Genomic DNA, 20507 nt, shown 5'->3' on the forward strand with positions numbered 1-20507 from the left:
GCAAGAGGAACGTCCGTCGCCGCATCCCGGTCACCTCCCCGTTGACCGTGCCGGTGCCCCACCGGAGCATCGGACCATGACCGACCACCAGGCCACCGCCGTGCCCGTGCTGATGATCGCGCCCGCGATGCCGTCGCCGGAGCTCCCCGCGTGGCCCGGAGCCGCCTGGGTGGGCGCGATCGACCGGCAGGAGGCGCTCGCCGCCTCCGCCGTCGAGCTCGCCGGCGCGGAGGGCTTCCGCCGCGCCCGCCTGCTGGTCCGCGACGGCCGCGAGGTCGCCGGCTTCGTCGACGTCGCCGTCGACGCGAGCGGGGAGGTGGACCCGGCCGAGCTGGGTCCGGCCCTGCGCGCCCTGCGCACCACGTGCCTCCCGTCCGCCCCGCAGGGGGACCATGCCGGCCGCGTCTCCGTCGTGATCGGCACCCGCGACCGACCCGACGACGTCCGCCGCTGCGTCCGCAGCGTGCTCGCCTCCGAGCACCCGGACTTCGAGGTCTTCGTCGTCGACAACGCGCCGACCACCTCGGCGACCCGCGACGTGGTCGCCGCGTTCGCCGACCCGCGGCTCCACTACGTCCTGGAGGCCCGACCCGGCGTCTCACGCGCACGGAACGCCGGTCTCGCCCTCGCCTCCGGAGCCGTGGTCGCCTTCGTCGACGACGACGTGGTCGTCGACCGGCACTGGCTCGCGGCGCTCGCCGACGCGTACGCCCGCGACGCGGACGTCGTCTGCGTGACCGGACTCGTGCCGAGCGGGGAACTCCGCACACCCACGCAGCGCTACTTCGACGAGCGGGTGACGTGGGCGCGCAACCTCGACCGCCGGGTGTTCCGGACCTCGGCACCCCCGGCGGACCTGCCGCTCTTCCCGTTCTCGGTCGGCGCGTTCGGCACCGGCGCGAACATGTCCCTCCGACGCTCGGCAGCGCTCGCCCTCGGCGGGTTCGACGTCGCCCTCGGCCCGGGCACCCCGTCCCGCGCCGGCGAGGACCCCGACCTGTTCACCCGCGTCCTGCTGTCCGGCGGTGCGCTCGCCGTGGAGCCCTCCGCGATCGTGTGGCACAAGCACCGTCCCGACCGTGCCGCGCTGCGCTCCCAGGCGCTCGGGTACGGCACCGGGCTCGGCGCCTGGGTCGCGAAGCTGATGCTGCGACCCCGGACCGCGCTCGCGGTGTTCCGGCGGGCGTTCGGTGCGCTCAAGCAGCTCGGGGCGCTCGGGCAGGGCGACGGGCAGGTGTCGGCCGCGGTGGACGCGCTCGGGGGCTGGCCGGTCGACGACGAGTTCCTGGCGGCGACGGCGGGGCTCAAGCGCGTCGAGCTGGTCGCCGCGCTCGGCGGCCCGTGGCGGTACCTGCGGTCGGTGCGCGCGGCGCGCTGACGCAGGGCGGTGGGCGGGGCCGGCTCGCTGTGCCGACCCGTTGCGACAAGGCGGGTGTCGTTCGACAGCCGCTTTGTCGCTTGTTGCGCGTGCAACGGTTGCGTGTGCATGGTGCGACATGACGGCTGTCGTTCGACGAGCGCGGTGTCGCTTGTTGCGCACGCAACCACCGGACGAGAGGCGCGCGGCGGGCCGGCATCGTGCCTCCAGGCCCGTGGGTGACGCGGCATGCAGGTGCATGGTGCGACATGACGGCTGTCGTTCGACGCGCGCGGTGTCGCACGTTGCGCGCGCAACGGTTGCGCGTACATGGTGCGACAAGGCGGTCGTCGTTCGACGGCCGCGGTGTCGCTTGTTGCGCGCGCAACCACCCGACTAGGGGCGCGTGGCGGGCTGGCACCGTGCCTCCAGGCCGGTGGGTGACGCGGCATGCGTGTGCATGGTGCGACGAAGCGGTCGTCGTACGACAGCCGCGATGTCGCTCGACGGACGGGAGGCCCGTGGCGACGCTGCCACGGGCCTCCCGTCCGCCGGACGGTCGCGTCTAGGGCCGGAAGCGGCCCTCCTCGACGTCGCGCCAGAACCGGCGGCTCCGGAAGTACGCCGCGGGCCCGGCCGGGAAGCCGCGGAACTCGTGGTAGGCGAGCGAGCGGGGGATCCGGGTCGTCGACGCCTCGGTGATGGTCTCCGCCGCAGCGTCCCGCTTCCCGCGCAACCGGGACACCAGCTGAGCGAGCTTGATCTTGCCGGCGCGCGGCATCAGGCGCGCGAGCACGAGCGCGTGCCGCCGGTCCTTCGCGATCAGCTCGCACATCAGCGCCGTGAACCCGACGCCGTTCGAGTGCAGCTGACCGTGCAGCCCCTCGAGGTCCTGGCGGTGCCGGTGGTGCACGACCGCCCTGGGCTCGAAGCCGATCCGGCCGCCGCCCCAGAGGATGTCGATGAAGATCGCCAGGTCCTCACCACCGCGTGCGGGCACGCCGGCGCCGAGCACGGGGTCGAACCCGCCGACGGCGTCGAACGCGGAGCGGCGGACCGCCCAGTTCGCGCCGGCGCCGTAGCCGCCGATGCCGTAGATCGCGAAGTGCTTGCGGACGGTGCCGTCCGGGGCGATCGCCGACGCCTGCGCGTGCCGCATGAGCCCCTGGACGTCGTCCGGGACGATCGTCACCGGGTCGAAGGTGCGCTCGCCGCTGAAGCCGCCGTAGTACGCCTCGTACCAGATCTGCGCGGGCGTCTCGAGCTCGACGGGCAGGATCATGCCCGTGACCGCCTGGACGTCGGGCTCGCGGACGAACCGGGTGCCGATCGAGCGGAGCCACTGCGGGTCCACGCGGACGTCGTCGTCGGTGAACGCGATGATCTCGCCCTTCGCCGCGGCGACGCCGGAGTTCCGGCCGACCGAGCAGCCGGGCCGTCGCTCCGTCACGAGCCGCACGTTTCGGCCCTCGAGCAGCCCCGGGAGCGCGTCGATGTCGGGCACCTTCACGCGGTTGTCGACGAGGACGACCTCGTAGTCCGGGTAGTCCAGGTGCTCGAGGAAGTCGAGCAGCTTCCCGATGTCCTCGACGCGGGCGACGATGGTCGACACCACGATCGAGATCATCGGGAGGTCCGCGTCCGGCACCCGCTCCGGGAAGGCGTCGACCGTGCCCGGGTGCCCGTCGACGAGCGGGGCGAGCGCGCGGGCGGCGTCGGCCGGGTCCGCCGTGAGCAGCACGTCGAGGGTCGTGACCGGGAAGCCGTCACGGTAGCCGACGACCAGCGCGGAGGAGCCGGTCTCGTCGGCGACGAGGGTCGGCAGCGGAGCGTCGAGGTCGACGCTGACGACGCGGCGTGGGCCGGGGACGGTGACGGGGGAGAGCAGGGCCATGCAGCGGACGCTACGGGGGTCGATCGGGGCGGACAACGGCGGCCCCACCGCGTGGCGGGGTTCGTGCGGGGTTCCGCACTCGGGCGCCTCGACCGTCGTGAGCGCTCACCCAGGAAGTCACCGGAACTCCGAAGGTCACGCTCAGGTCACGGAATCTTTGCAACCGGTTGCGAAACGCTGTGGGCGGGCGTAGCTTCCTCCACCAGCAGGCAGCGTCGCCTGCTCCAGGCAGCGTCGTCGACACCCGATCGAGGTCGCCTGGTGATCTCGACGAGGAGACAACGCTGTGAAGACAACACGCGCCAAGGTGCGGTTCGCATCGGTTGCGGGCGTGGCCGTCATCGGCCTCGTGCTCACCGGCTGCTCGAGCGGCAGCTCGGCATCGAACGACGCCCAGAACGGGCAGGACAGCCGCGGCCCGATCACGTACGTGCAGGGCAAGGACAACTCGAACGTCGTCCGACCGCTCATCGCGAAGTGGAACAAGGCACACCCGGACGAGAAGGTCACCTTCAAGGAGCAGTCCGACCAGGCCGACCAGCAGCACGACGACCTCGTGCAGCACTTCCAGGCGAAGGACGACAACTACGACGTGGTCGACGTCGACGTCGTCTGGACGGCGGAGTTCGCCGCCAAGAGCTGGCTCGTGCCGCTCACCGGCAAGATGAAGATCGACACGTCGAAGCTCCTGCCGGCGACGGTCAAGACGGCGACGTACAACGACACGCTGTACGCGGCACCGCAGACCTCCGACGGCGCGCTCCTCTACTACCGCAAGGACCTCGTCAAGACGCCCCCGACCACGTGGGCCGACATGATGAAGGACTGCGACATCGCGAAGCAGGCCGGCATCGGCTGCTACGCCGGGCAGTTCGCCAAGTACGAGGGCCTGACCGTGAACGCCTCCGAGGCGATCAACGGCTCCGGCGGCTCGGTGCTCAACAAGGGCGGCGCCCCGGACGTCGACACGTCCGACGCCAAGGCCGGTCTGCAGAACCTGGTCGACGCCTTCAAGGACGGGAACATCCCGGCCGAGGCGATCACCTACCAGGAGGAGCAGGGCCGCACCGCCTTCGAGGCCGGCAAGCTGCTGTTCCTCCGCAACTGGCCGTACGTGTACAGCCTCGCGAAGACGGACGGCTCCAGCAAGGTGAAGGACACCTTCGGCATCGCCCCGATCCCCGGCAAGGACGGCACCGGCGCCTCGACGCTCGGTGGCCACAACGCGGCGATCAGCGTGTACTCGAAGCACAAGGCGACCGCGCACGACTTCCTGGAGTTCCTGGAGTCGAACGAGACGCAGAAGTTCTTCGCGACCCAGGGCTCGCTGGCCCCGGTCGTCGGTGACCTCTACACCGACTCCGAGCTCACCGCGAAGCTGCCGTACCTGCCCACGCTGCTCAAGTCGATCCAGTCGGCCGAGCCGCGCCCGGTCACGCCGTTCTACCCGGCCGTGACGAAGGCCGTCCAGGACAACACGTACGCCGCCCTCAAGGGATCCAAGAGCGTCGACGAAGCCCTGAAGGACATGCAGGCCGCCCTCAAGACGGCCACCAGCAGCGGCAGTTGACACCGCCCCGCGGCTGACGCCGCAACTTCCGGACTGGAGGCACGGGTCGACCCCGCCCCGCGCCTCCAGTCCGCCCCATCCTGCGTTCCGACACCCGGCAAGGAGGCCGTCACGTGTCAGCAGCAACCGAGATCCCCGCAGCCATCCCCAACCCGACGGGGATGGAGCCGCAGAAGCGGCGCAAGGGCGGACTCAACGCCGAGCACGGCCGCTGGGCCGTGTACCTCATCGGCCCGACGATCGTGCTCCTCGCCGTCGTCATCGGCTACCCGGTGGTCAGCGCGATCATCCAGTCGTTCCAGCTCGACGCCGGGCTCGACAAGGCGACCGGCCTGTTCGTGCAGGGCGGCTTCGCCGGCGTCACGAACTACGTGCACTGGCTCGCCCAGCAGTGCGGCAACACCACCTGCCCGCCGGGCAGCATCGGCAGCCAGTTCTGGGTGTCGATGGGCAACACGTTCTTCTTCACGGTCGTCACCGTCGCCCTCGAGACGGTCATCGGCGTGTGGATGGCGATCATCATGAACCGCGACTTCAAGGGTCGCGCGCTCGTCCGTGCCGCGATCCTCGTGCCGTGGGCCATCCCGACCGCCGTGACCGCCAAGCTCTGGTACTTCATCTTCGACGCGAACGGCGTCCTCAACCACGTGCTCGGCCAGCAGATCCTCTGGACGAGTGGCGAGTGGGCGTCCCGGTGGGCGGTCATCATCGCGGACACGTGGAAGACCACGCCGTTCATGGCGCTGCTCATCCTGGCCGGCCTGCAGCTCATCCCCGAAGAGGTCTACGAGGCCGGGAAGATGGACGGAGCCTCCACCGTCCAGCGCTTCTGGAACATCACGCTCCCGCTCGTCCGACCCGCGCTGATGGTCGCGATCCTGTTCCGCGTGCTCGACGCGCTCCGCATGTACGACCTCCCCGCGATCCTCACCGGCGGTGGGGGTGGTTCGGGGAACGCGACCACCACGCTGTCGATCCTCGTGGTCGACCAGATCCGGCAGGGGTTCAACTCCGCGTCGGCACTCTCCACGATCACCTTCCTCGTGATCTTCATCGTCGCGTTCGTGTTCGTCCGGTTCCTCGGGGCGAACGTCGTGCAGACGCAGGCAGCCCAGCAGAAGGGTGAGCTCAAGTGACCCTCGCAGCCGACCGCCCCCGGTCCAACGCCCGTGCGCGCGACATCGCCGTCGATCGTTCGGACGTCCGAGTCCAGCGCCACACCGGGCCCAAGGTCCGCACGGCGATCCAGGCCACCGTCATCGCGGTGTGGTGCCTGCTGCCCTTCTACTGGATGGTTGTGACGAGCTTCCGGGACGTCGGGTTCACGTTCGACGCCACCCCGTGGCCGACGCACGTCACCATCGCCAACTACGCGACGGCGTTCTCGACCGCGCTCGGCAATCACCTGGGACGGGCGCTGCTCAACAGCCTCATCATCGGTGGCACGGTGACGATCATCGCGCTGCTCGTCGGCACGAGCGCGGCGTACGCGCTGGCCCGCCTGGAGTTCAAGGGCAAGTCGCTCATCGCCGGCGCGATCCTCGCCGCGTCGATGTTCCCGGGCGTCGCGCTCATCTCGCCGCTGTTCCAGCTCTTCACGGACATCGGCTGGATGGGCACGTACCAGGCACTGATCCTGCCGAGCATCTCGTTCGTGCTGCCGCTCACCGTCTACACGCTCGCGAGCTTCTTCCGCGAGATGCCGTGGGACCTCGAGGAAGCCGCACGCATCGACGGGTGCACCCGTGTGCAGGCGTTCCGACGGATCATCCTGCCGCTGGCCGCTCCCGCCGTGTTCACCACCGCGATCCTGGCGTTCATCTCGTCCTGGAACGAGTACCTCATCTCGTCCCAGCTCTCGAGCGACGCCACCCAGCCGGTGACCGTCGCCATCGCGGGGTTCCAGGGATCGGTGCCGCACCAGGAGCCGTACACGGCGGTGATGGCGGCGGGCACGATCGTGACGATCCCGCTCGTGATCCTCGTGCTCGTCTTCCAGCGGCGCATCGTGGCCGGCCTCACCGCCGGCGGCGTGAAGGGCTGAGGGCCATGGCACAGCGCGGACCCACCCGCCCGACCGCCCGGATCGAGGAGGCGATCGGCTTCGTCGGGATGTTCGGTGTCCTGTTCCTCGGGGTCACGGTCTTCTGCGAGGTCACCGGGCGTCCGGCCCTCGGATGGGCGCTCACCCTGCTCGTGTGCGTGCTCGGCATCGTCGCCCTCGACCGGTGGCGGGTGTCGGTGCTCCGGCGCACGGCGTCGGCCGACGGCATCGGAGGCGCTCCCGCGGCTCCGGCATCCCGGTCGGCGGTAGCCCCGCCGACGGCGGGCCCGGTCGGTGCCCGCGTGCACCGGCACGTCGGGTGGGACGAACTCGCACCGGCCGGCCGACGGCAGACCCGCGCGACGCGACCCGTCGCCGCGCCAGCGCGGACCGGCCCCGCTCCCGACGTGACCCGGTCGTCGGACGGCTGACGGGCCTCCAGACAGTGGCCATGGGGATCCAGGAGATCGCGACCGTCACCGGCCTGTCCAAGTCGACGGTGTCCCGCGCACTGCGGGGCATGTCGACGGTCGCCGACTCCACCATCGACCAGGTGCGGCGGGTCGCCGACGAACTCGGGTACGTCCCGAGCTCGGCGGCGGCCGGCCTCGCCACCGGACGGCAGCGTGCCGTCGGGGTCGTGGTGCCGGTCATCGACCGGTGGTTCTACGTGAAGGCGCTCGGCGGGGTCGACGCCGAGCTGCGGCGGGCCGGCTACGACCTCGTGCTGTACAACCTCGGTGGGCCCGGGGGAGACCGGGACCGGGCCTTCCGACGGTCCATGCTCCGGCACCGCGTCGACGCCCTCGTGCTGCTCTCGCTCGTGCTCGACGAGACCGAACGCGCCGAGCTCGAACTCGCCCGGCACCCGATGATCGTGATCGGCGGGCCGGCCGCCGGCCTCCGGAACGTCGGGGTCGACGACGTCGTCGTCGCCGGGATCGCCGTCGACCACCTCTGCGGACTGGGGCACCGGGACGTCGCCTACGTCGGCGGGCAGGACGAGGCCGGGATGAACGTCGCCGTGCCCTGGCTCCGCCGTGACGGGTTCGTCGACGCGATGGCCGGTCGCGGTCTCAGCGTGCGGGACGAGTGGCTGCTCGACGGACGGTTCTCGTTCGCGGGCGGTGTCGACGCGGGCTACGCACTCTTCGGGGGCGGCGCGGGTGCGCGGCCGACCGCGGTGTTCTGCGCCTCGGACGAGATGGCGCTCGGTGTGGTGCTCGCCGCCCGCCGCGCCGGACTCGCGGTGCCGGAGGACGTGTCGGTGATCGGCATCGACGGCCACGAGTACGGCGAGGTCGTCGGGCTGACCACCGTCGCCCAGGACCCGGAGGCGCAGGGACGGACGGCCGCGCGGGCCGTGCTCGCCGAGGTGGACGGGGCCGTGGCGGCGCCGTTGCCGGCGGCGCCGGCGCACCTCGTGGTGCGGGCGACGACGGGGCCGCCGCGGGCGTAGAGCGCGGTGCGCGGCGCGCGGCGCGGCGCGGCGCGCGGCGCGGCGCGCGTCGCTCGCGACGCGCGCGTCCTGCACAACCAAAATCGTCCGGAACCACGCGAACACGTGGTTCGCCGTGACTTTGGTTGTGCGCGAGCGGCCCGCACCGCGCGCCCGCCGCGCCGCAGGCCCGCCCCGCGTAGGGTCGGCCGCATGGAGGTCACCAAGCTCGAACACGCCTGCCAGATCGTCACCGAGGGCGACGCCCGCCTCGTCATCGACCCCGGCAACTTCACCCGCCCGGTCGAGACCACCGGCGTCGTCGCCGTCGTCCTCACCCACGAGCACCCCGACCACGTCACACCGGAGCAGCTCGCCGGCATCCTCGCGCGCAACCCCGACGCCGTCGTCATCGGCCCCGCCGGGGTCGCCGCGGCGCTCGCCGAGACCGGCGTCCCGATCGACGTCGTCACGGACGGTGACCACCGCTCGGTCGGCCCGTTCGACCTGTCCTTCCACGGCACCCGCCACAACGTGATCCACTCGAGCATCCCGGTCATCGACAACACGGGCGTCCTCGTCAACGGCAGGCTCTTCTACCCGGGCGACTCCTACACCGAGCCCGGCGTCCCCGTCGAGGTGCTCGCCGCACCCGTCGGTGCCCCGTGGCTCAAGGTCGCCGAGATGATGGACTACGTCGCCGCGGTCGCGCCGCGTCGCGCGTACCCCGTCCACGAGGCCACCCTCTCCGAGATCGGGTACGGCATGCACACCGGTCGCCTGCGCGAGGCAGTCGAGCCCGGCGGCGCGCTCGTGCTGCTCGCGCCCGGCGAGTCGCTCACGGTCTGAGACGGCGCGGCGGTCGGCCTGGAGGCACGGATCACCCGCCGCTGTCGGCCCGCCTGCGCAGGCGGTCGGCGACGAGGCGGTCGAGCGTGAGGGCGTCCCAGGGCGCGTGCCGCTCGGCGTCGTTGTCGAAGTACACGAACGTGTCGCGCCCGGCATCGAGGTGATCCACGATGGTCGTCGTGCACCGTCCGAGGGCCTGCGGCGAGTACCCGTCGTGGTACGTCCGCGGCGCACCGTGCAGGCGGAGGTACGCGATGGGTGCACCGGTCTCGACCCGGAGGCGTGGGAAGTCGCCCGCGTGCGAGTCGACCAGGGCGACACGGTGGCGGCGGAGCACGTCGAGGTGCTCGTCGCCGATCCCTGCGGCCCGGACCTCGAGCGCGTGGTCGATCCGCCGGGTCGGGTCCTCGGCGTGGACCGACGGGTCGGCGACCTTGTCGTCGTGGCGTTCGGCGAGCGCCGCTGCGGAGCCGTGGGTCCGTGGGAGCAGTGCGAGGAACTCGTCGAGCACCGCCGGCGTGGGCAGGAGAGCCTCGGGCAGTTGCCAGAGGACCGGCCCGAGCGTCGCACCGAGCTCGAGCGGGCCGGACGCGAAGAAGTTCGCAAGCGCCGTGTCGACGTTCCGGAGCCGCAGCATGTGGGTGACGTACCGCCCACCCTTCAGCGCGAACCGGAACGACGGCGGCACGGACGCCCGCCAGGCGCGGTACCGCTCCGGGCGCTGGAGCGAGTAGAACGACCCGTTGACCTCCACCGTGCGGAACCGTTCGGCCGCGTACTCCAGCCAGCGTCGCTTCGGCACGCCGGCCGGGTAGAAGTCGCCGCGCCAGGAGTCGTACTGCCACCCCGACAGACCGATCCGCAGCGTCATCGATCCACCGTATTCCGGCCGGGGCATGACGGCACACCCGGGCGACACGCCTCGTTTTGGCAGGGCGCGGGGCTTGTGCAATACTTGTCGAGTTGTCGGAACGGCCCCATCGTATAGCGGCCTAGTACGTCGCCCTCTCACGGCGGTAACGCGGGTTCGAATCCCGCTGGGGTCACCACAGGTGGCTTGCCTCCGACTCCGGCAACGAGCACGAGACCCCCGCTCCAGGGCGGGGGATTCCCATGTGTGACGGCCCCATCGTATAGCGGCCTAGTACGTCGCCCTCTCACGGCGGTAACGCGGGTTCGAATCCCGCTGGGGTCACACCGACACGAAAGCCCTCCGGTTCGCCGGGGGGCTTTCGTCGTTCCCTGGCGATGGGTGGTCGCCGTCGCGACCCGCTCTCACCTGACGGTCGGGACCGCGCGCTCGTCGGTCGCAGCGATGCTGCCGAGCACGCGGAGTGCGTCCGCCGTCGGGGAGCCCGGTTCCGCGGTGTAGACGAGGAAGCTCAGGCTCGGGTCGCTCATCAGCCGCGACCCCTCGAAGTACAGGTGCAGGGGTCCGACGGCCGGGTGCACGAAGTGCTTCTCGCCGGTCGCGTGCCGGCGGACGTCGTGCGCGCCCCACTTCGCCCGGAACTCGGGGCTCCGGGTGGAGAGCTCACCGACGAGGTCCTGCAGGTCGCGGTCGTACGGGTCGTGCCCGGCTGCGGCGCGGAGGATCGCCACCGTCTGGTCCGCAGCGAGGTCCCAGTCCGGGTGGAAGCGATCCGCCCACTCCCGCCGGAGGAAGGTCGCCCGCGCCAGGTTCGGCCGTGCGTCGTCGGCGTAGAGGTCGGCGTACAGGGCGCGGCCGAGGGGGTTCGCGCCGAGGAGGTCGAGTCGGTCGTTCCGGACGAACGCGATGCCGGTGAAGGAGTCGAGCGCGAACTGCAGGCTCGGGCGGAGGACCTTCGGCATCGGGGAACGCCGTCGAGCCCGCGCCGGCGAGGTGTTCGCGGCACGGGCCATGTCGAACAGGTGGTCCCGCTCGGCGTCGTCGAGCAGGAGCGCACCGGCGATCGCGTGCAGGACGCCGTCGGACACGCCGGCCAGGGCACCCCGTTCGACTCGGGAGTAGTACTCGACGCTCACGTCGGCGAGCATGGCGACCTCGCCGCGGCGCAACCCGGCGACGCGACGGTTCGGGCCGGCGGGCAGCCCGACCTGGTCGGGACGGACGCGGGCCCGCCGGCTGACGAGGAACTCCCGGACGTCGTCGCGGTTGGTGCTCATGGTCCGACTCTAGGAGCGTCGCCCGGTCATCGGGCGAGGTCTTCGTCGGAGACGTGCTCGAGCCAGGTGGTGGTCGTCGACGGATCGTCAGCGCTCTCGAGCATCGCGAGGTGCTCCATGAAGGTGCCCTCGGCGGAGGCGTGGAAGTGCTCTTCGCCGGGCGAGACGTACACGGTGTCGCCGGGACGGGCGGTGATGACCTCCCCGTCTCGGGTCCCGAAGTGCGCCGCACCCCGGGTGACCCGCAGGAACTGGCCACGGGCGTGGGAGTGCCAGGCGGTCCTGGCACCCGGGGCGAACTGCACGAGTGCGAGCGTCGCCCGCTGGTCGCCGTCCTGCGGGCTGACGATCGGGTCGACCCACACGTCCCCGGCGAACTGCTCCGGCGGGTTCTTGGCGGTGGGCTGCTTCGGCAGGATCTCCTGCGACATGGGTGTCTCCTCCTCGACGGGTCACGGTGGCCCGCGTCGGGATCGACGCTACGACCGGGTGCGGTCCGGAGGGATGCCCTGACAGGGGACGGCTCGGCCGACTGAACCGGGTTCGCTAGCGTGGCCGCATGAGCGACTTCTTCATCGCGGGGAGCTGGCGCAACCGGGACGCCGTCCTCCAGGTGGTGGAAGCACTCGAACGCTCCGGAGCGTCGACCTACAGCTTCGTCCGCGCGCAGTACGACGACGACGCGTCGGCGTTCGCCGAGCCGGGCGGAGCGGACGAGGCGGCGCTCGACGACCCGGGGATCCGGAAGCTCTTCGCGCAGGACCTGGAGGCCCTCCGCGCGGCCGATCAGTTCGTCCTCGTGCTCCCCGCCGGTGCCGCCGCGCACATCGAGGCGGGGATCGCTTTCGGCCTCGGGAAGCGCTGCCTCGCGGTGGGCCCGGTGGACCGATCCGAGACCCTCTACCGGATCTTCGACAGGGTGACGGCGGATGCCGCGGGTCTGGTCCGACACCTCGACGCCGCGGAGCGCTGACGATCGGTCACCACGAGCTCGGCCGGTAGTCCTTCAGGAACACCCCGAACAGGTCGTCGCCCGATTCGCCCCGGACGATCGGGTCGTACACGCGGGCGGCGCCGTCGACGAGGTCGAGCGGGGCGTGGAAGCCCTCTTCCGCCAGTCGGACCTTCGTCGGGTGCGGGCGTTCGTCGGTGATCCAGCCGGTGTCGACGCTCGTCATCAGGATGCGGTCGGTCTCGAACATCTCCTGGGCGCTCGTGCGGGTGAGCATGTTCACCGCGGCCTTCGCCATGTTCGTGTGGGGGTGCCCCGGTCCCTTGTACGCGCGGCCGAACACTCCTTCCATGGCACTGACGTTCACCACGTACGTCCGGTCCGACGGACTCGCCGCCAGGGCGGGACGGAGCTTGGAGATGAGGATGAACGGCGCCGTGGTGTTGGCCAGCTGCACCTCGAGCATCTCGAGGGGGTCGACCTCGTCGACGTGCTGCGTCCAGGAGTTCACGTCGTGCAGGTCCGGGACGAGTCCGCCGGCGTCGATCGCGGTGCCCGTGGCGAGGCGTTCGAGCGAGCTGGACCCCGGAGCCATGGCCAGCTCGGTGAGTTCGTCGGCCCGGGCGGCGGCCGCGGCCAGGATCGGGTGCGCCGAGACCGAGCGGGCGAGCGCCTGCGGGTGCTGGTCGTTCGTGTGGCCGAAGGTCACGAGCTCGGGCAGCGGACCGTCCGGCAGCGGCGCGAGTTCGGCGTCGACCAGGGGCTGGTACGCGCCGGTCGACCGGCGCACGGTCTGGGTGGCGTTGTTGATCAGGATGTCGAGCGGGCCGGCCGCGGCGACGTCGTCGGCGAGACCGATGACCTGCGCGGGGTCACGCAGGTCGATGCCGACGACCTTGAGGCGCGAGATCCACTCGGCGGAGTCGGGGAGGCTCGTGAACCGGCGGACTGCGTCCCGCGGGAACCGCGTCGTGATGGTGGTGTGCGCGCCGTCCCGCAGGAGCCGGAGCGCGATGTACATGCCGATCTTCGCCCGACCGCCGGTGAGCAGGGCTCGCTTGCCGGTCAGGTCGGTCCGGGCGTCGCGCTTGGCGTGGCTCATCGCCGCGCACGAGGGGCAGAGCTGGTGGTAGAAGGCGTCGACGACCGTGTACTGCTGCTTGCACATGTAGCACGGGCGCGACTTCAGCAGGGTGCCCGCGGTCTGCGCCGTGGTCGAGGAGCGGATCGGGACCCCGCGCGTCTCGTCGTCGATCCGATCGGCGGCCCCGGTCGCGGTGGCGGCGATCACCCGTCGATCGGCTTCGGCGATGACCGCCCGCTTCTCGAGCCGGTGCGCGCGCTTCACTGCCTTGAACATCTTCGCCGTCGCCTGGCGGACCCGCACGAAGTCAGGGTGCGCTTCGTCGATCGACGGCATCTGCTCGAGGACCCGGAGCGTGACGATCAGGTCCTCGGGGAGGATGCCGCTGGGTCCAGGGGTCTCGGAGATCACACGAGATTCTACGGTGCCTCAGACCGCGTCGAGCTCCCGGGTCAAGGCCGCCACGAAGTCGTCGATGTCCTGCTCGGAGGTGTCGAACGAGCACATCCACCGCACCTCGTTCCGGCTGGCGTCCCAGTCGTAGAACCGGAAGTGCTCCCGCAGCCGGTCCGCAACGCCCGCGGGCAGGGTCGCGAAGACGCCGTTCGCCCGGGTGTCCTGACTGAACCCGACGCCCCGGATGGTGCCGTCCGCGATCCGGGCCTCGAGCGCACCGCGCAGCCGAGCGGCCATCGCGTTGGCGTGCCCGGCGGACCGGAGGTACAGGTCGTCGGTCAGCAGCGCGATGAGCTGCGCCGAGACGAACCGCATCTTCGACGAGAGCTGCATGTTCATCTTCCGGAGGTAGTGCAGGCCCTCCGACGCCGCCGGGTCGAGGACGACGATCGCCTCGCCGTAGAGCATCCCGTTCTTCGTGCCGCCGAAGCTCAGCACGTCCACCCCGGCGTCCGTCGTGAAGTCGCGGAGCGGCAGGCCGAGGGTCGCCGCGGCGTTCGAGATGCGGGCACCGTCCATGTGCAGCGTCATGCCGAGCGGGTGGACGTGGTCGGCGATCGCGCGGATCTCCTCCACGGTGTACGCGGTGCCAAGCTCGGTGGTCTGGGTGATCGACACCACGAGCGGCTGGGCACGGTGCTCGTCGCCCCAACCCCAGGCCTCCTTGTCGATGAGTTCGGGGGTGAGCTTGCCGTCCGGTGTCTCGACGGGCAGCAGCTTGATCCCGCCGACGCGCTCGGGTGCTCCGGCCTCGTCGGTGTGGATGTGCGCGGTCGCGGTGCACACGACGGCGCCCCAGCGGGGGAGCATCGACTGCAGACCAACGACGTTCGCGCCCGTGCCGTTGAACACCGGGAAGGCCTCTGCCTGCGGGCCGAAGTGCTCCTGGATCACGTCGCGCAACCGCGCCGTGTAGACGTCCTCGCCGTAGGCGATCTGGTGGCCGTCGTTGGCTGCTGCGATCGCGTCGAGGATCTCGGGGTGGACGCCGGCGTAGTTGTCGGAGGCGAAGCCCCGCAGGTCCAGGTCGTGGAGTCGAAGGGTCACGGATTCATCCTAGGGAGGGTGGGGAGAGGGGAATGCGGGTGCCGTTCACGTCCGCCGGTGGCACCGACCAGAGCCGCACGACCTCGTCGGCGAGACGGTCCTCGAGGCCGGACAGGGACCGGACGACGAACACCGTGGCGGCGGCGTTCGGTGCGTCCTTCCGGAATCCCTGGGCGACGGCGCGCACCCAGGCGTCACCGGCGGCCTTCGCGGCGGCGTAGTTGGCGGCGCCGGCGGTGGGGGAGTCCACGGCGGTGGACGACACGACGGCGAGCCGGCCGGCCGGGGAGGCCACGAGGTCGTCGGAGAAGACCCGCGTGGTGTTCCGCAGCGTGCGGAACGCGCGGTCGAGGAACGCCCAGTCGTCGTCGGACTGCCCCGCGATGCTGCCGCCGCCGCGCCAGCCGCCGACCAGGTGGACCAGGCCGTCGACGCGGCCGGACCCGGCGTGGACCGCCGCGGCCAGCGCGGTGACCGCACCGAGGTCCGAGAGGTCGCACGTGTGGGTGGTGACGCGGGGGACGGACGCCTGCAGTGCCTCCAGGGCGTCCGGTCTGGAGCCGACCGCGACGACGGCCGCACCGGCGGAGGTGAGTGCGCGCGCGACCGCCGCGCCGCTCGCACTGGTCGCACCGGCGATCAGCACGACACGACCGGACAGCGGCCCGACGGCCGCAGGGCCGGCGGTCGCGGTGCCGTCGCTCACGCGGCGACGTCCTCGACGGACGAGGAGCCGGTGATGCCGGCGGTCGACGCGATCACCGTCGCCATCTTCTTGTTGAGCGCCTCGTAGAACATCGAGAGCGGGAACTCGTCGTCGAGCACCGCGTCGGTGTAGCCCTTGGGCGGCCCGGCGAGCGTCTCGGCGGGGAGCCCGCGCGCCCACGCGGAGGCCGGGTGCGGTGTGAGCGTGCGGGTGAGCATCTCGTACGCGGCGAGCCAGTGCGCCGACTTCGGGCGGTCGATGGAGCGCCAGTACAGCTCGTTGATCTGGTCGCTGAGGGCGATGATGACGTCCGGCACCGCCGGCCAGTCGATCGTGAGCCGCGTGTCCGTCCAGTGCAGGACGTCGTGCTGGTGCATCCACGCGAACAGCAGCTGCCCGCCGAGTCCGTCGTAGTTGCGGACGCGGCTGCCGGTGATCGCGAACCGGAAGATCCGATCGAAGACGACGGCGTACTGCACCAGTCGTGCGTGGTCGCGGATCGCGCGGTCCGCATCGGAGAGCTCGGCATCGGGCCGGGCGTCGAGTTCGCGCTGCAGCCGCACGCTTTCGCGGAAGGCCGTCAGGTCGCAGCGCAGTTCCTCGAGCGAGTAGAGGAAGAACGGCATCCGCTGCTTGATCATGAACGGGTCGAACGGAAGGTCACCGCGCATGTGCGAACGGTCGTGGATGATGTCCCACATCACGAACACCCGCTCGGTCAGCTCCTGATCGTCGAGCATCGCTGCAGCGTCCTCGGGAAGGTCGAGTTTCGTGATCGCCGCGGCGGCGCGGACGACCCTGCGGTACCGCGCGGCTTCGCGGTCCTGGAAGATCGCGCCCCACGTGAAGGTCGGGATCTCGCGCATCGCGACCGTCTCCGGGAACAACACCGCGGAGTTGGTGTCGTACCCCGGCGTGAAGTCGACGAACCGCAGTGCGACGAACAATGCGTTGTTGTGGTCGCCGGACTCGAGTTCGGCGATGAAGTCCGGCCAGATCACCTCGACCAGGACTGCCTCGAGCAGTCTCGAGGAACTGCCGTTCTGTGTGTACATCGGGAAGACGACCAGGTGTCCGAGTCCGTCGACGCGGTGCTGCTGGGGCTGGAATTCATTGAGGGAATCGAGGAAGTCGGGAATGCCGAACCCCTCGTCTGCCCACCGCTGGAAGTCGCGTCGGACTGCCTGGAGGAACGACGCGTCGTGCGGGAAGAAGGGGGCCAGCTCGGCGATGGCCGGGAGGATCGTGGCCAGGTGCGTGGTCGCGGTCGCGTGGTCCGCCTGGTCGGGTACCGAGCCGTCCTCCGCCTGCAGCGCACGGAACGACTCGACGGCGGCCTTCAGCCGCAGCCAGGCCGGGTGCGCGGCGAGCGCACGGACCGTCGGGCGGTCCTCGACGACCTCGGGTTCTCCGACGATGGCGTCCTGCGAGAACTTCTGGACGAACTGCGACATGTCGAACCTCCCGTCGTTGGGTTTCCCCCGAGCCTAAGGAAGATCGACGGACGCATTCTTGCCCATTTCCGGCGAAGTCGTGCGTGCGGAGCGGTTCCGCGCGCTGCCTGTGGCGCGCCGCGCAAGAAAGTGACGCTCGGGCGTCAGTCGGACGTTCGCGGGGCGTTCGGGGCCTTCGTCCGGGCGTCGTCACGGCGGACCCGGACGACGCTCGCGACGGTGGAGACGGCCATCGCTCCCACGATCACCAACAGGGACACCGTCGTGCTGATCTCCGGCGCCCACTCGATGTGCTCGCCGCCGTTCAGGAAGGGCAGCTCGTTGGCGTGCAGCGCGTGCAGGACGAGCTTGACGCCGATGAAGGCGAGGATGAACGCGATGCCGTACTTCAGGTAGACGAGCCGCTCGAGGAGCCCACCGAGCAGGAAGTACAGCTGGCGCAGTCCCATCAGGGCGAACACGTTCGCGGTGAAGACGATGAACGCGCTCTCGGTGATGCCGAAGATCGCGGGGATCGAGTCGAGCGCGAAGAGCAGGTCGGTCGTACCGATGGCGATGAGGACGACCAGCAGCGGCGTGAAGTGCCGCACGCCGTCCTCGGTGGTCCGGAACTTCATCCCGTCGAACGTGTCGGTGATCCGGACCCGGCGGCGCAGCACACGGACGATGAAGCTGTCCTTGTCGTCGTCCTCGTCCTCACCGCGGAGCTGCTGGATCGCGGTCCACACCAGCCAGGCGCCGAAGATGTAGAAGATCCAGGAGAAGTCCTCGATGAGCTGCGCGCCCACCAGGATGAAGATGCCCCGCAGCACGAGCGCGATGATGATGCCCAGCATGAGGACCTCTTGCTGGATCGTCTTCGGCACCGAGAACCGCGCCATCAGGATGACGAACACGAACAGGTTGTCGATGCTCAGGCTGTACTCGGTCAGCCAGCCTGCGAGGAACTGCCCGGCGGGCTCGGTCCCGGCGAACACCAGCATCGCGACGGCGAACACCAGCGCGAGTCCCACGTAGATCCCGACCCAGACCGCCGACTCCCGCAGCGTCGGCACGTGCGGGCGCCTGGCCACGATGAGGAGGTCGGCGAGCAGGATCAGGACGAGCGCGACGATCGAGCCGACTTCGAACACGAGCGGGAGCTCGGGCATGCGGAGCACTCCTAGCGACGGGGGAGGGAGACGGCGGCCGGAGGGTCGCCATCCATCCAGTCTCCCGGAAAGTCCGGACCACTGTGACCGCGTGCTCTGCCAGGCTTGCTCCGTGACCAGTGTCGTGCAGCTCATCCGCTCCACCGCCCTCAGCGACGTCGCCGAGTACGCCTACGCCGCGACCGCGCCCGTCGACGCACGACTGGTGTTCCTCGCCGGTGCCTGCCCCCTCGACGCCGACGGCGCGACGGTGGCGGTCGGGGACGTCCGCGGGCAGGCCGCCCAGTGCGTGGCGAACCTCCGCACGGCGCTCGCCGCGGCCGGAGCAGGCATCGAGGACCTCGTGCAGACCCGTGTGCTCGTCGCCTCGTCACGCCAGGCGGACCTCGTCGCGGCGTGGGAGGTCGTGCGCGCCGCGATGGAGGACCACGACGTCCCGAGCACGCTGCTCGGTGTGACCGTCCTGGGCTACGACGACCAGCTCGTCGAGATCGAGGGCACCGCAGCGGTCGTCGACTGACCGATCGACGGCACGGTGCACCGGCGCGGTACGCTGACGGAGTCGTCAGACCCGGCAGTGGGGCCTGCCGGACCCAACCGCGGCAAGCCGCCAACGGTCCCTATCCCGAGAACACCGCACGCGCGGAGACGATCCGGCGTGCTCGGCGATAGGAGCACCGTGCCCGACGAACGCCCGCCCCACCTCCGCTGGTCGATGCTCGGCCTCGTCGCCCTCGGCGGCGCGATCGGCACCGCTGTCCGGGCACTCCTCGCCGAGGCGTTCCCCGCACACGACGGCATCAGCTGGACGATCCTGGCCATCAACGTCGTCGGGGCGTTCTGCCTCGGGCTCCTGCTCGAGGCACTCGCGCACCGCGGGCCCGACGTGGGTCGGCGCCGCACGTTCCGGCTCGTCGTCGGCACCGGTGTGCTCGGCGGGTTCACCACGTACAGCACGCTCGCGGACGACACGGCACGGCTCCTCGACGCGGGGCGATGGACGGCGGGTGGCGGGTACGCCCTGCTCACCGTCGGGCTCGGGCTCCTCGCCGTCGGCGCGGGCGTCCTGCTCGCCGCGGCCCTCCGTCCCGAGCGGGCCGCACGGTGAACGCGCTCGAACTGCTGCTCGTCGCGGTCGGCGGAGGCGTCGGTGCCGCGCTCCGCTTCCTGCTCGACGGCCTGGTCAAGGCGCGGGTGCGGGGCTTCCCGCTCGGCACCGTGGTCATCAACGTCTCCGGATCCCTCGTCCTCGGGCTCCTCACCGGCCTCGGGCAGGCGGGCACCATCCCGCTCGGGTCGGTCGCGGTGCTGGGAACGGGCATGATGGGTGGGTACACGACGTTCTCGACGGCGAGCGTCGAGACCGTCCAGCTCCTCCGATCCGGCAAGCCCCGGCTCGCCGTCCTGAACGGCCTCGGGATGCTCGTCGTCTCGGTCGGCGCAGCGGCGCTCGGCCTCTGGCTCGGAAGGAACACATGACCTCGGAACGCCCCGGCGAACTCGTCCTCGTCCGTCACGGAGAGACGGAGTGGTCGAAGAGCGGGCAGCACACCGGCCGCACCGACATCCCGCTCACGGACAACGGCATCGAGCAGGCGAAGCGCGCCGGCCGGTACCTGGCGGACCGCACGTTCGCGTTGGCGCTGTCGAGTCCGCTGCAGCGTGCCCGGGACACCGCGGCGCTCGTCGGCGTTGACCCCGACCTCGACGAGGACCTGTACGAGTGGGACTACGGCGCGTACGAGGGGCTCACGACGCCGCAGATCAAGGTGCTCCGGCACGGCCCGTGGGACCTGTGGACCGACGGGGTGCCGGCCGGTGACACCCCCGGCGAGAACGCTGCCGAGGTCCGCGTCCGCGTCGAGCGCATCCTCGACCGTGCCCGTCCGGTGCTCGCCGACGGGCAGGACGCGATCGTCGTCGCGCACGGGCACGTCCTCCGTGCGCTCGGTGCCGCGTGGATCCGCCTCGCGCCGCAGGACGGTGCCGTCCTGAAGCTCGGGACCGCCTCGGTGAGCGTGCTCGGGTACGAGCACGGCCGCCCGGTCATCGACACCTGGAACCTCCAGCCGCGCGACTGACGCGGGCGATCGCGATCGCGATCGCAGTGTGCGAGGTTTCGCGTTCCGTGGGACCCGCACGGCGTCGCACGGAACGCGAAACCTCGCACACTGCGGCGGCCTCGCACGGTGCGGCCTCGCACGGTGCGGCCTCGCACGGTGCGACCGAGCACGGTGCGACCGAGCACGGTGCGACCGAGCACGCGCGTAGCGTGAGCGCCGCGTCCCCACCTGACGGACGGGAGGCCCGTGGCGGCCCCGACTCGCGCCTCCCGTCCGACGTCCGCGCCCGTTCTC

At 71.2% G+C, this 20507-nt stretch carries 21 protein-coding genes and 2 tRNA genes; 14 read left to right on the plus strand and 9 right to left on the minus strand.

The genetic code is table 11. The annotated features are described in order from the left end of the window. The first annotated feature begins 76 nt into the window (after positions 1-76). The gene (locus tag CRP27_RS00070; RefSeq protein ID WP_097178810.1) at positions 77-1378 is read left to right on the plus strand and encodes a glycosyltransferase family 2 protein; all 1302 of its coding nucleotides are present in this window, start codon (positions 77-79) and stop codon (positions 1376-1378) included. A 544-nt stretch (positions 1379-1922) separates the two neighbouring features. Here CRP27_RS00070 and CRP27_RS00075 read toward each other — a convergent pair. Further along, positions 1923-3251, minus strand: coding sequence for a glycosyltransferase (locus CRP27_RS00075; RefSeq protein ID WP_097178811.1), 1329 nt, complete (start codon positions 3249-3251; stop codon positions 1923-1925). A 286-nt stretch (positions 3252-3537) separates the two neighbouring features. Between CRP27_RS00075 and CRP27_RS00080 the strand changes: the two genes are divergently transcribed. The 6 genes from CRP27_RS00080 to CRP27_RS00105 all read left to right on the plus strand — a co-directional run bounded on the left by CRP27_RS00080 (position 3538) and on the right by CRP27_RS00105 (position 9152). Continuing rightward, on the plus strand, positions 3538-4821 hold the full coding sequence (locus tag CRP27_RS00080) for an ABC transporter substrate-binding protein (RefSeq protein WP_097178812.1): 1284 nt from the start codon (positions 3538-3540) through the stop codon (positions 4819-4821). A 161-nt stretch (positions 4822-4982) separates the two neighbouring features. Next, positions 4983-5957: a carbohydrate ABC transporter permease gene (locus CRP27_RS00085; RefSeq protein WP_097178813.1), complete on the plus strand. Its 975-nt coding sequence runs from the start codon at positions 4983-4985 to the stop codon at positions 5955-5957. 44 nt (positions 5958-6001) lie between these two features. Then, positions 6002-6865, plus strand: coding sequence for a carbohydrate ABC transporter permease (locus CRP27_RS00090; protein ID WP_097179553.1), 864 nt, complete (start codon positions 6002-6004; stop codon positions 6863-6865). Positions 6866-6870: 5 nt separating this feature from the next. Beyond that, positions 6871-7296, plus strand: coding sequence for a hypothetical protein (locus tag CRP27_RS00095; RefSeq protein ID WP_097178814.1), 426 nt, complete (start codon positions 6871-6873; stop codon positions 7294-7296). Positions 7297-7316: 20 nt separating this feature from the next. Beyond that, on the plus strand, positions 7317-8324 hold the full coding sequence (locus tag CRP27_RS00100) for a LacI family DNA-binding transcriptional regulator (protein ID WP_097178815.1): 1008 nt from the start codon (positions 7317-7319) through the stop codon (positions 8322-8324). 192 nt (positions 8325-8516) lie between these two features. Then, positions 8517-9152, plus strand: coding sequence for an MBL fold metallo-hydrolase (locus CRP27_RS00105; protein WP_097178816.1), 636 nt, complete (start codon positions 8517-8519; stop codon positions 9150-9152). A 31-nt stretch (positions 9153-9183) separates the two neighbouring features. Here the strand turns inward: CRP27_RS00105 and CRP27_RS00110 are convergent, their stop codons facing one another. Then, complete coding sequence (locus CRP27_RS00110) at positions 9184-10023, minus strand: DUF72 domain-containing protein (RefSeq protein WP_097178817.1); 840 nt, start codon at positions 10021-10023, stop codon at positions 9184-9186. 102 nt (positions 10024-10125) lie between these two features. Between CRP27_RS00110 and CRP27_RS00115 the strand changes: the two genes are divergently transcribed. Together CRP27_RS00115 and CRP27_RS00120 are read left to right on the plus strand one after the other, a co-directional pair. Next, positions 10126-10201: transfer RNA gene (locus CRP27_RS00115), tRNA-Glu, on the plus strand. A 73-nt stretch (positions 10202-10274) separates the two neighbouring features. Beyond that, a tRNA-Glu gene (locus tag CRP27_RS00120) sits at positions 10275-10347 on the plus strand. Positions 10348-10427: 80 nt separating this feature from the next. On the opposite strand, the gene CRP27_RS00125 is transcribed toward CRP27_RS00120, so the two are convergent. Further along, positions 10428-11300: a helix-turn-helix transcriptional regulator gene (locus CRP27_RS00125; RefSeq protein WP_097178818.1), complete on the minus strand. Its 873-nt coding sequence runs from the start codon at positions 11298-11300 to the stop codon at positions 10428-10430. A gap of 26 nt (positions 11301-11326) precedes the next feature. Further along, positions 11327-11731, minus strand: a complete 405-nt coding sequence (locus CRP27_RS00130; protein WP_097178819.1) for a cupin domain-containing protein — start codon at positions 11729-11731, stop codon at positions 11327-11329. Positions 11732-11859: 128 nt separating this feature from the next. Between CRP27_RS00130 and CRP27_RS00135 the strand changes: the two genes are divergently transcribed. After that, entirely contained in the window at positions 11860-12273 is a 414-nt protein-coding gene (locus tag CRP27_RS00135; RefSeq protein WP_097178820.1) for a hypothetical protein, read from the plus strand. A gap of 7 nt (positions 12274-12280) precedes the next feature. On the opposite strand, the gene CRP27_RS00140 is transcribed toward CRP27_RS00135, so the two are convergent. From CRP27_RS00140 to CRP27_RS00160, 5 genes are all read right to left on the minus strand, one after another. Continuing rightward, entirely contained in the window at positions 12281-13747 is a 1467-nt protein-coding gene (locus tag CRP27_RS00140; RefSeq protein ID WP_097178821.1) for an SDR family NAD(P)-dependent oxidoreductase, read from the minus strand. An 18-nt stretch (positions 13748-13765) separates the two neighbouring features. Then, positions 13766-14839, minus strand: coding sequence for a low specificity L-threonine aldolase (locus CRP27_RS00145; RefSeq protein ID WP_097178822.1), 1074 nt, complete (start codon positions 14837-14839; stop codon positions 13766-13768). Positions 14840-14843: 4 nt separating this feature from the next. Beyond that, positions 14844-15545 carry an SDR family NAD(P)-dependent oxidoreductase gene (locus CRP27_RS00150; protein ID WP_255257377.1) on the minus strand — a complete coding sequence of 234 codons (702 nt, stop codon included), beginning with the start codon at positions 15543-15545 and terminating at the stop codon, positions 14844-14846. Continuing rightward, positions 15542-16999 carry a DUF6421 family protein gene (locus tag CRP27_RS00155; protein WP_097178823.1) on the minus strand — a complete coding sequence of 486 codons (1458 nt, stop codon included), beginning with the start codon at positions 16997-16999 and terminating at the stop codon, positions 15542-15544. Before CRP27_RS00155 ends, CRP27_RS00150 begins: the two co-directional genes overlap by 4 nt. A 143-nt stretch (positions 17000-17142) precedes the next feature. Next, complete coding sequence (locus CRP27_RS00160; RefSeq protein WP_097179555.1) at positions 17143-18150, minus strand: TerC family protein; 1008 nt, start codon at positions 18148-18150, stop codon at positions 17143-17145. A 112-nt stretch (positions 18151-18262) separates the two neighbouring features. Between CRP27_RS00160 and CRP27_RS00165 the strand changes: the two genes are divergently transcribed. The 4 genes from CRP27_RS00165 (at position 18263) to CRP27_RS00180 (ending at position 20231) form a co-directional block, all read left to right on the plus strand. Beyond that, positions 18263-18670, plus strand: coding sequence for a RidA family protein (locus CRP27_RS00165; RefSeq protein ID WP_217990669.1), 408 nt, complete (start codon positions 18263-18265; stop codon positions 18668-18670). 195 nt (positions 18671-18865) lie between these two features. Next, a complete protein-coding gene (locus CRP27_RS00170; protein WP_097179557.1) occupies positions 18866-19258 on the plus strand; it encodes a CrcB family protein in 393 nt (130 codons plus the stop codon). Next, the gene (gene crcB, locus CRP27_RS00175; protein ID WP_097178824.1) at positions 19255-19629 is read left to right on the plus strand and encodes a fluoride efflux transporter CrcB; all 375 of its coding nucleotides are present in this window, start codon (positions 19255-19257) and stop codon (positions 19627-19629) included. Before CRP27_RS00170 ends, crcB begins: the two co-directional genes overlap by 4 nt. Further along, positions 19626-20231 carry a histidine phosphatase family protein gene (locus CRP27_RS00180; RefSeq protein ID WP_079236355.1) on the plus strand — a complete coding sequence of 202 codons (606 nt, stop codon included), beginning with the start codon at positions 19626-19628 and terminating at the stop codon, positions 20229-20231. The genes crcB and CRP27_RS00180 overlap by 4 nt, the downstream gene beginning before the upstream one ends. Positions 20232-20507: the final 276 nt, after the last annotated feature.

The sequence above is a fragment of the Curtobacterium sp. 314Chir4.1 genome (assembly GCF_900215175.1).
In the GTDB taxonomy this organism is placed as follows: Bacteria; Actinomycetota; Actinomycetes; order Actinomycetales; family Microbacteriaceae; genus Curtobacterium; species Curtobacterium pusillum_A.

What these genes read in the sequence shown, in the direction of transcription:
- CRP27_RS00070 (WP_097178810.1), top strand. Translation starts at nt 77, where the DNA reads ATGACCGACCACCAGGCCACCGCCGTGCCCGTGCTGATGATCGCGCCC.
- CRP27_RS00075 (WP_097178811.1), bottom strand. Translation starts at nt 3,251, where the DNA reads ATGGCCCTGCTCTCCCCCGTCACCGTCCCCGGCCCACGCCGCGTCGTC.
- CRP27_RS00085 (WP_097178813.1), top strand. Translation starts at nt 4,983, where the DNA reads ATGGAGCCGCAGAAGCGGCGCAAGGGCGGACTCAACGCCGAGCACGGC.
- CRP27_RS00095 (WP_097178814.1), top strand. Translation starts at nt 6,871, where the DNA reads ATGGCACAGCGCGGACCCACCCGCCCGACCGCCCGGATCGAGGAGGCG.
- CRP27_RS00100 (WP_097178815.1), top strand. Translation starts at nt 7,317, where the DNA reads ATGGGGATCCAGGAGATCGCGACCGTCACCGGCCTGTCCAAGTCGACG.
- CRP27_RS00105 (WP_097178816.1), top strand. Translation starts at nt 8,517, where the DNA reads ATGGAGGTCACCAAGCTCGAACACGCCTGCCAGATCGTCACCGAGGGC.
- CRP27_RS00110 (WP_097178817.1), bottom strand. Translation starts at nt 10,023, where the DNA reads ATGACGCTGCGGATCGGTCTGTCGGGGTGGCAGTACGACTCCTGGCGC.
- CRP27_RS00125 (WP_097178818.1), bottom strand. Translation starts at nt 11,300, where the DNA reads ATGAGCACCAACCGCGACGACGTCCGGGAGTTCCTCGTCAGCCGGCGG.
- CRP27_RS00130 (WP_097178819.1), bottom strand. Translation starts at nt 11,731, where the DNA reads ATGTCGCAGGAGATCCTGCCGAAGCAGCCCACCGCCAAGAACCCGCCG.
- CRP27_RS00135 (WP_097178820.1), top strand. Translation starts at nt 11,860, where the DNA reads ATGAGCGACTTCTTCATCGCGGGGAGCTGGCGCAACCGGGACGCCGTC.
- CRP27_RS00155 (WP_097178823.1), bottom strand. Translation starts at nt 16,999, where the DNA reads ATGTCGCAGTTCGTCCAGAAGTTCTCGCAGGACGCCATCGTCGGAGAA.
- CRP27_RS00160 (WP_097179555.1), bottom strand. Translation starts at nt 18,150, where the DNA reads ATGCCCGAGCTCCCGCTCGTGTTCGAAGTCGGCTCGATCGTCGCGCTC.
- CRP27_RS00170 (WP_097179557.1), top strand. Translation starts at nt 18,866, where the DNA reads ATGCTCGGCCTCGTCGCCCTCGGCGGCGCGATCGGCACCGCTGTCCGG.
- CRP27_RS00180 (WP_079236355.1), top strand. Translation starts at nt 19,626, where the DNA reads ATGACCTCGGAACGCCCCGGCGAACTCGTCCTCGTCCGTCACGGAGAG.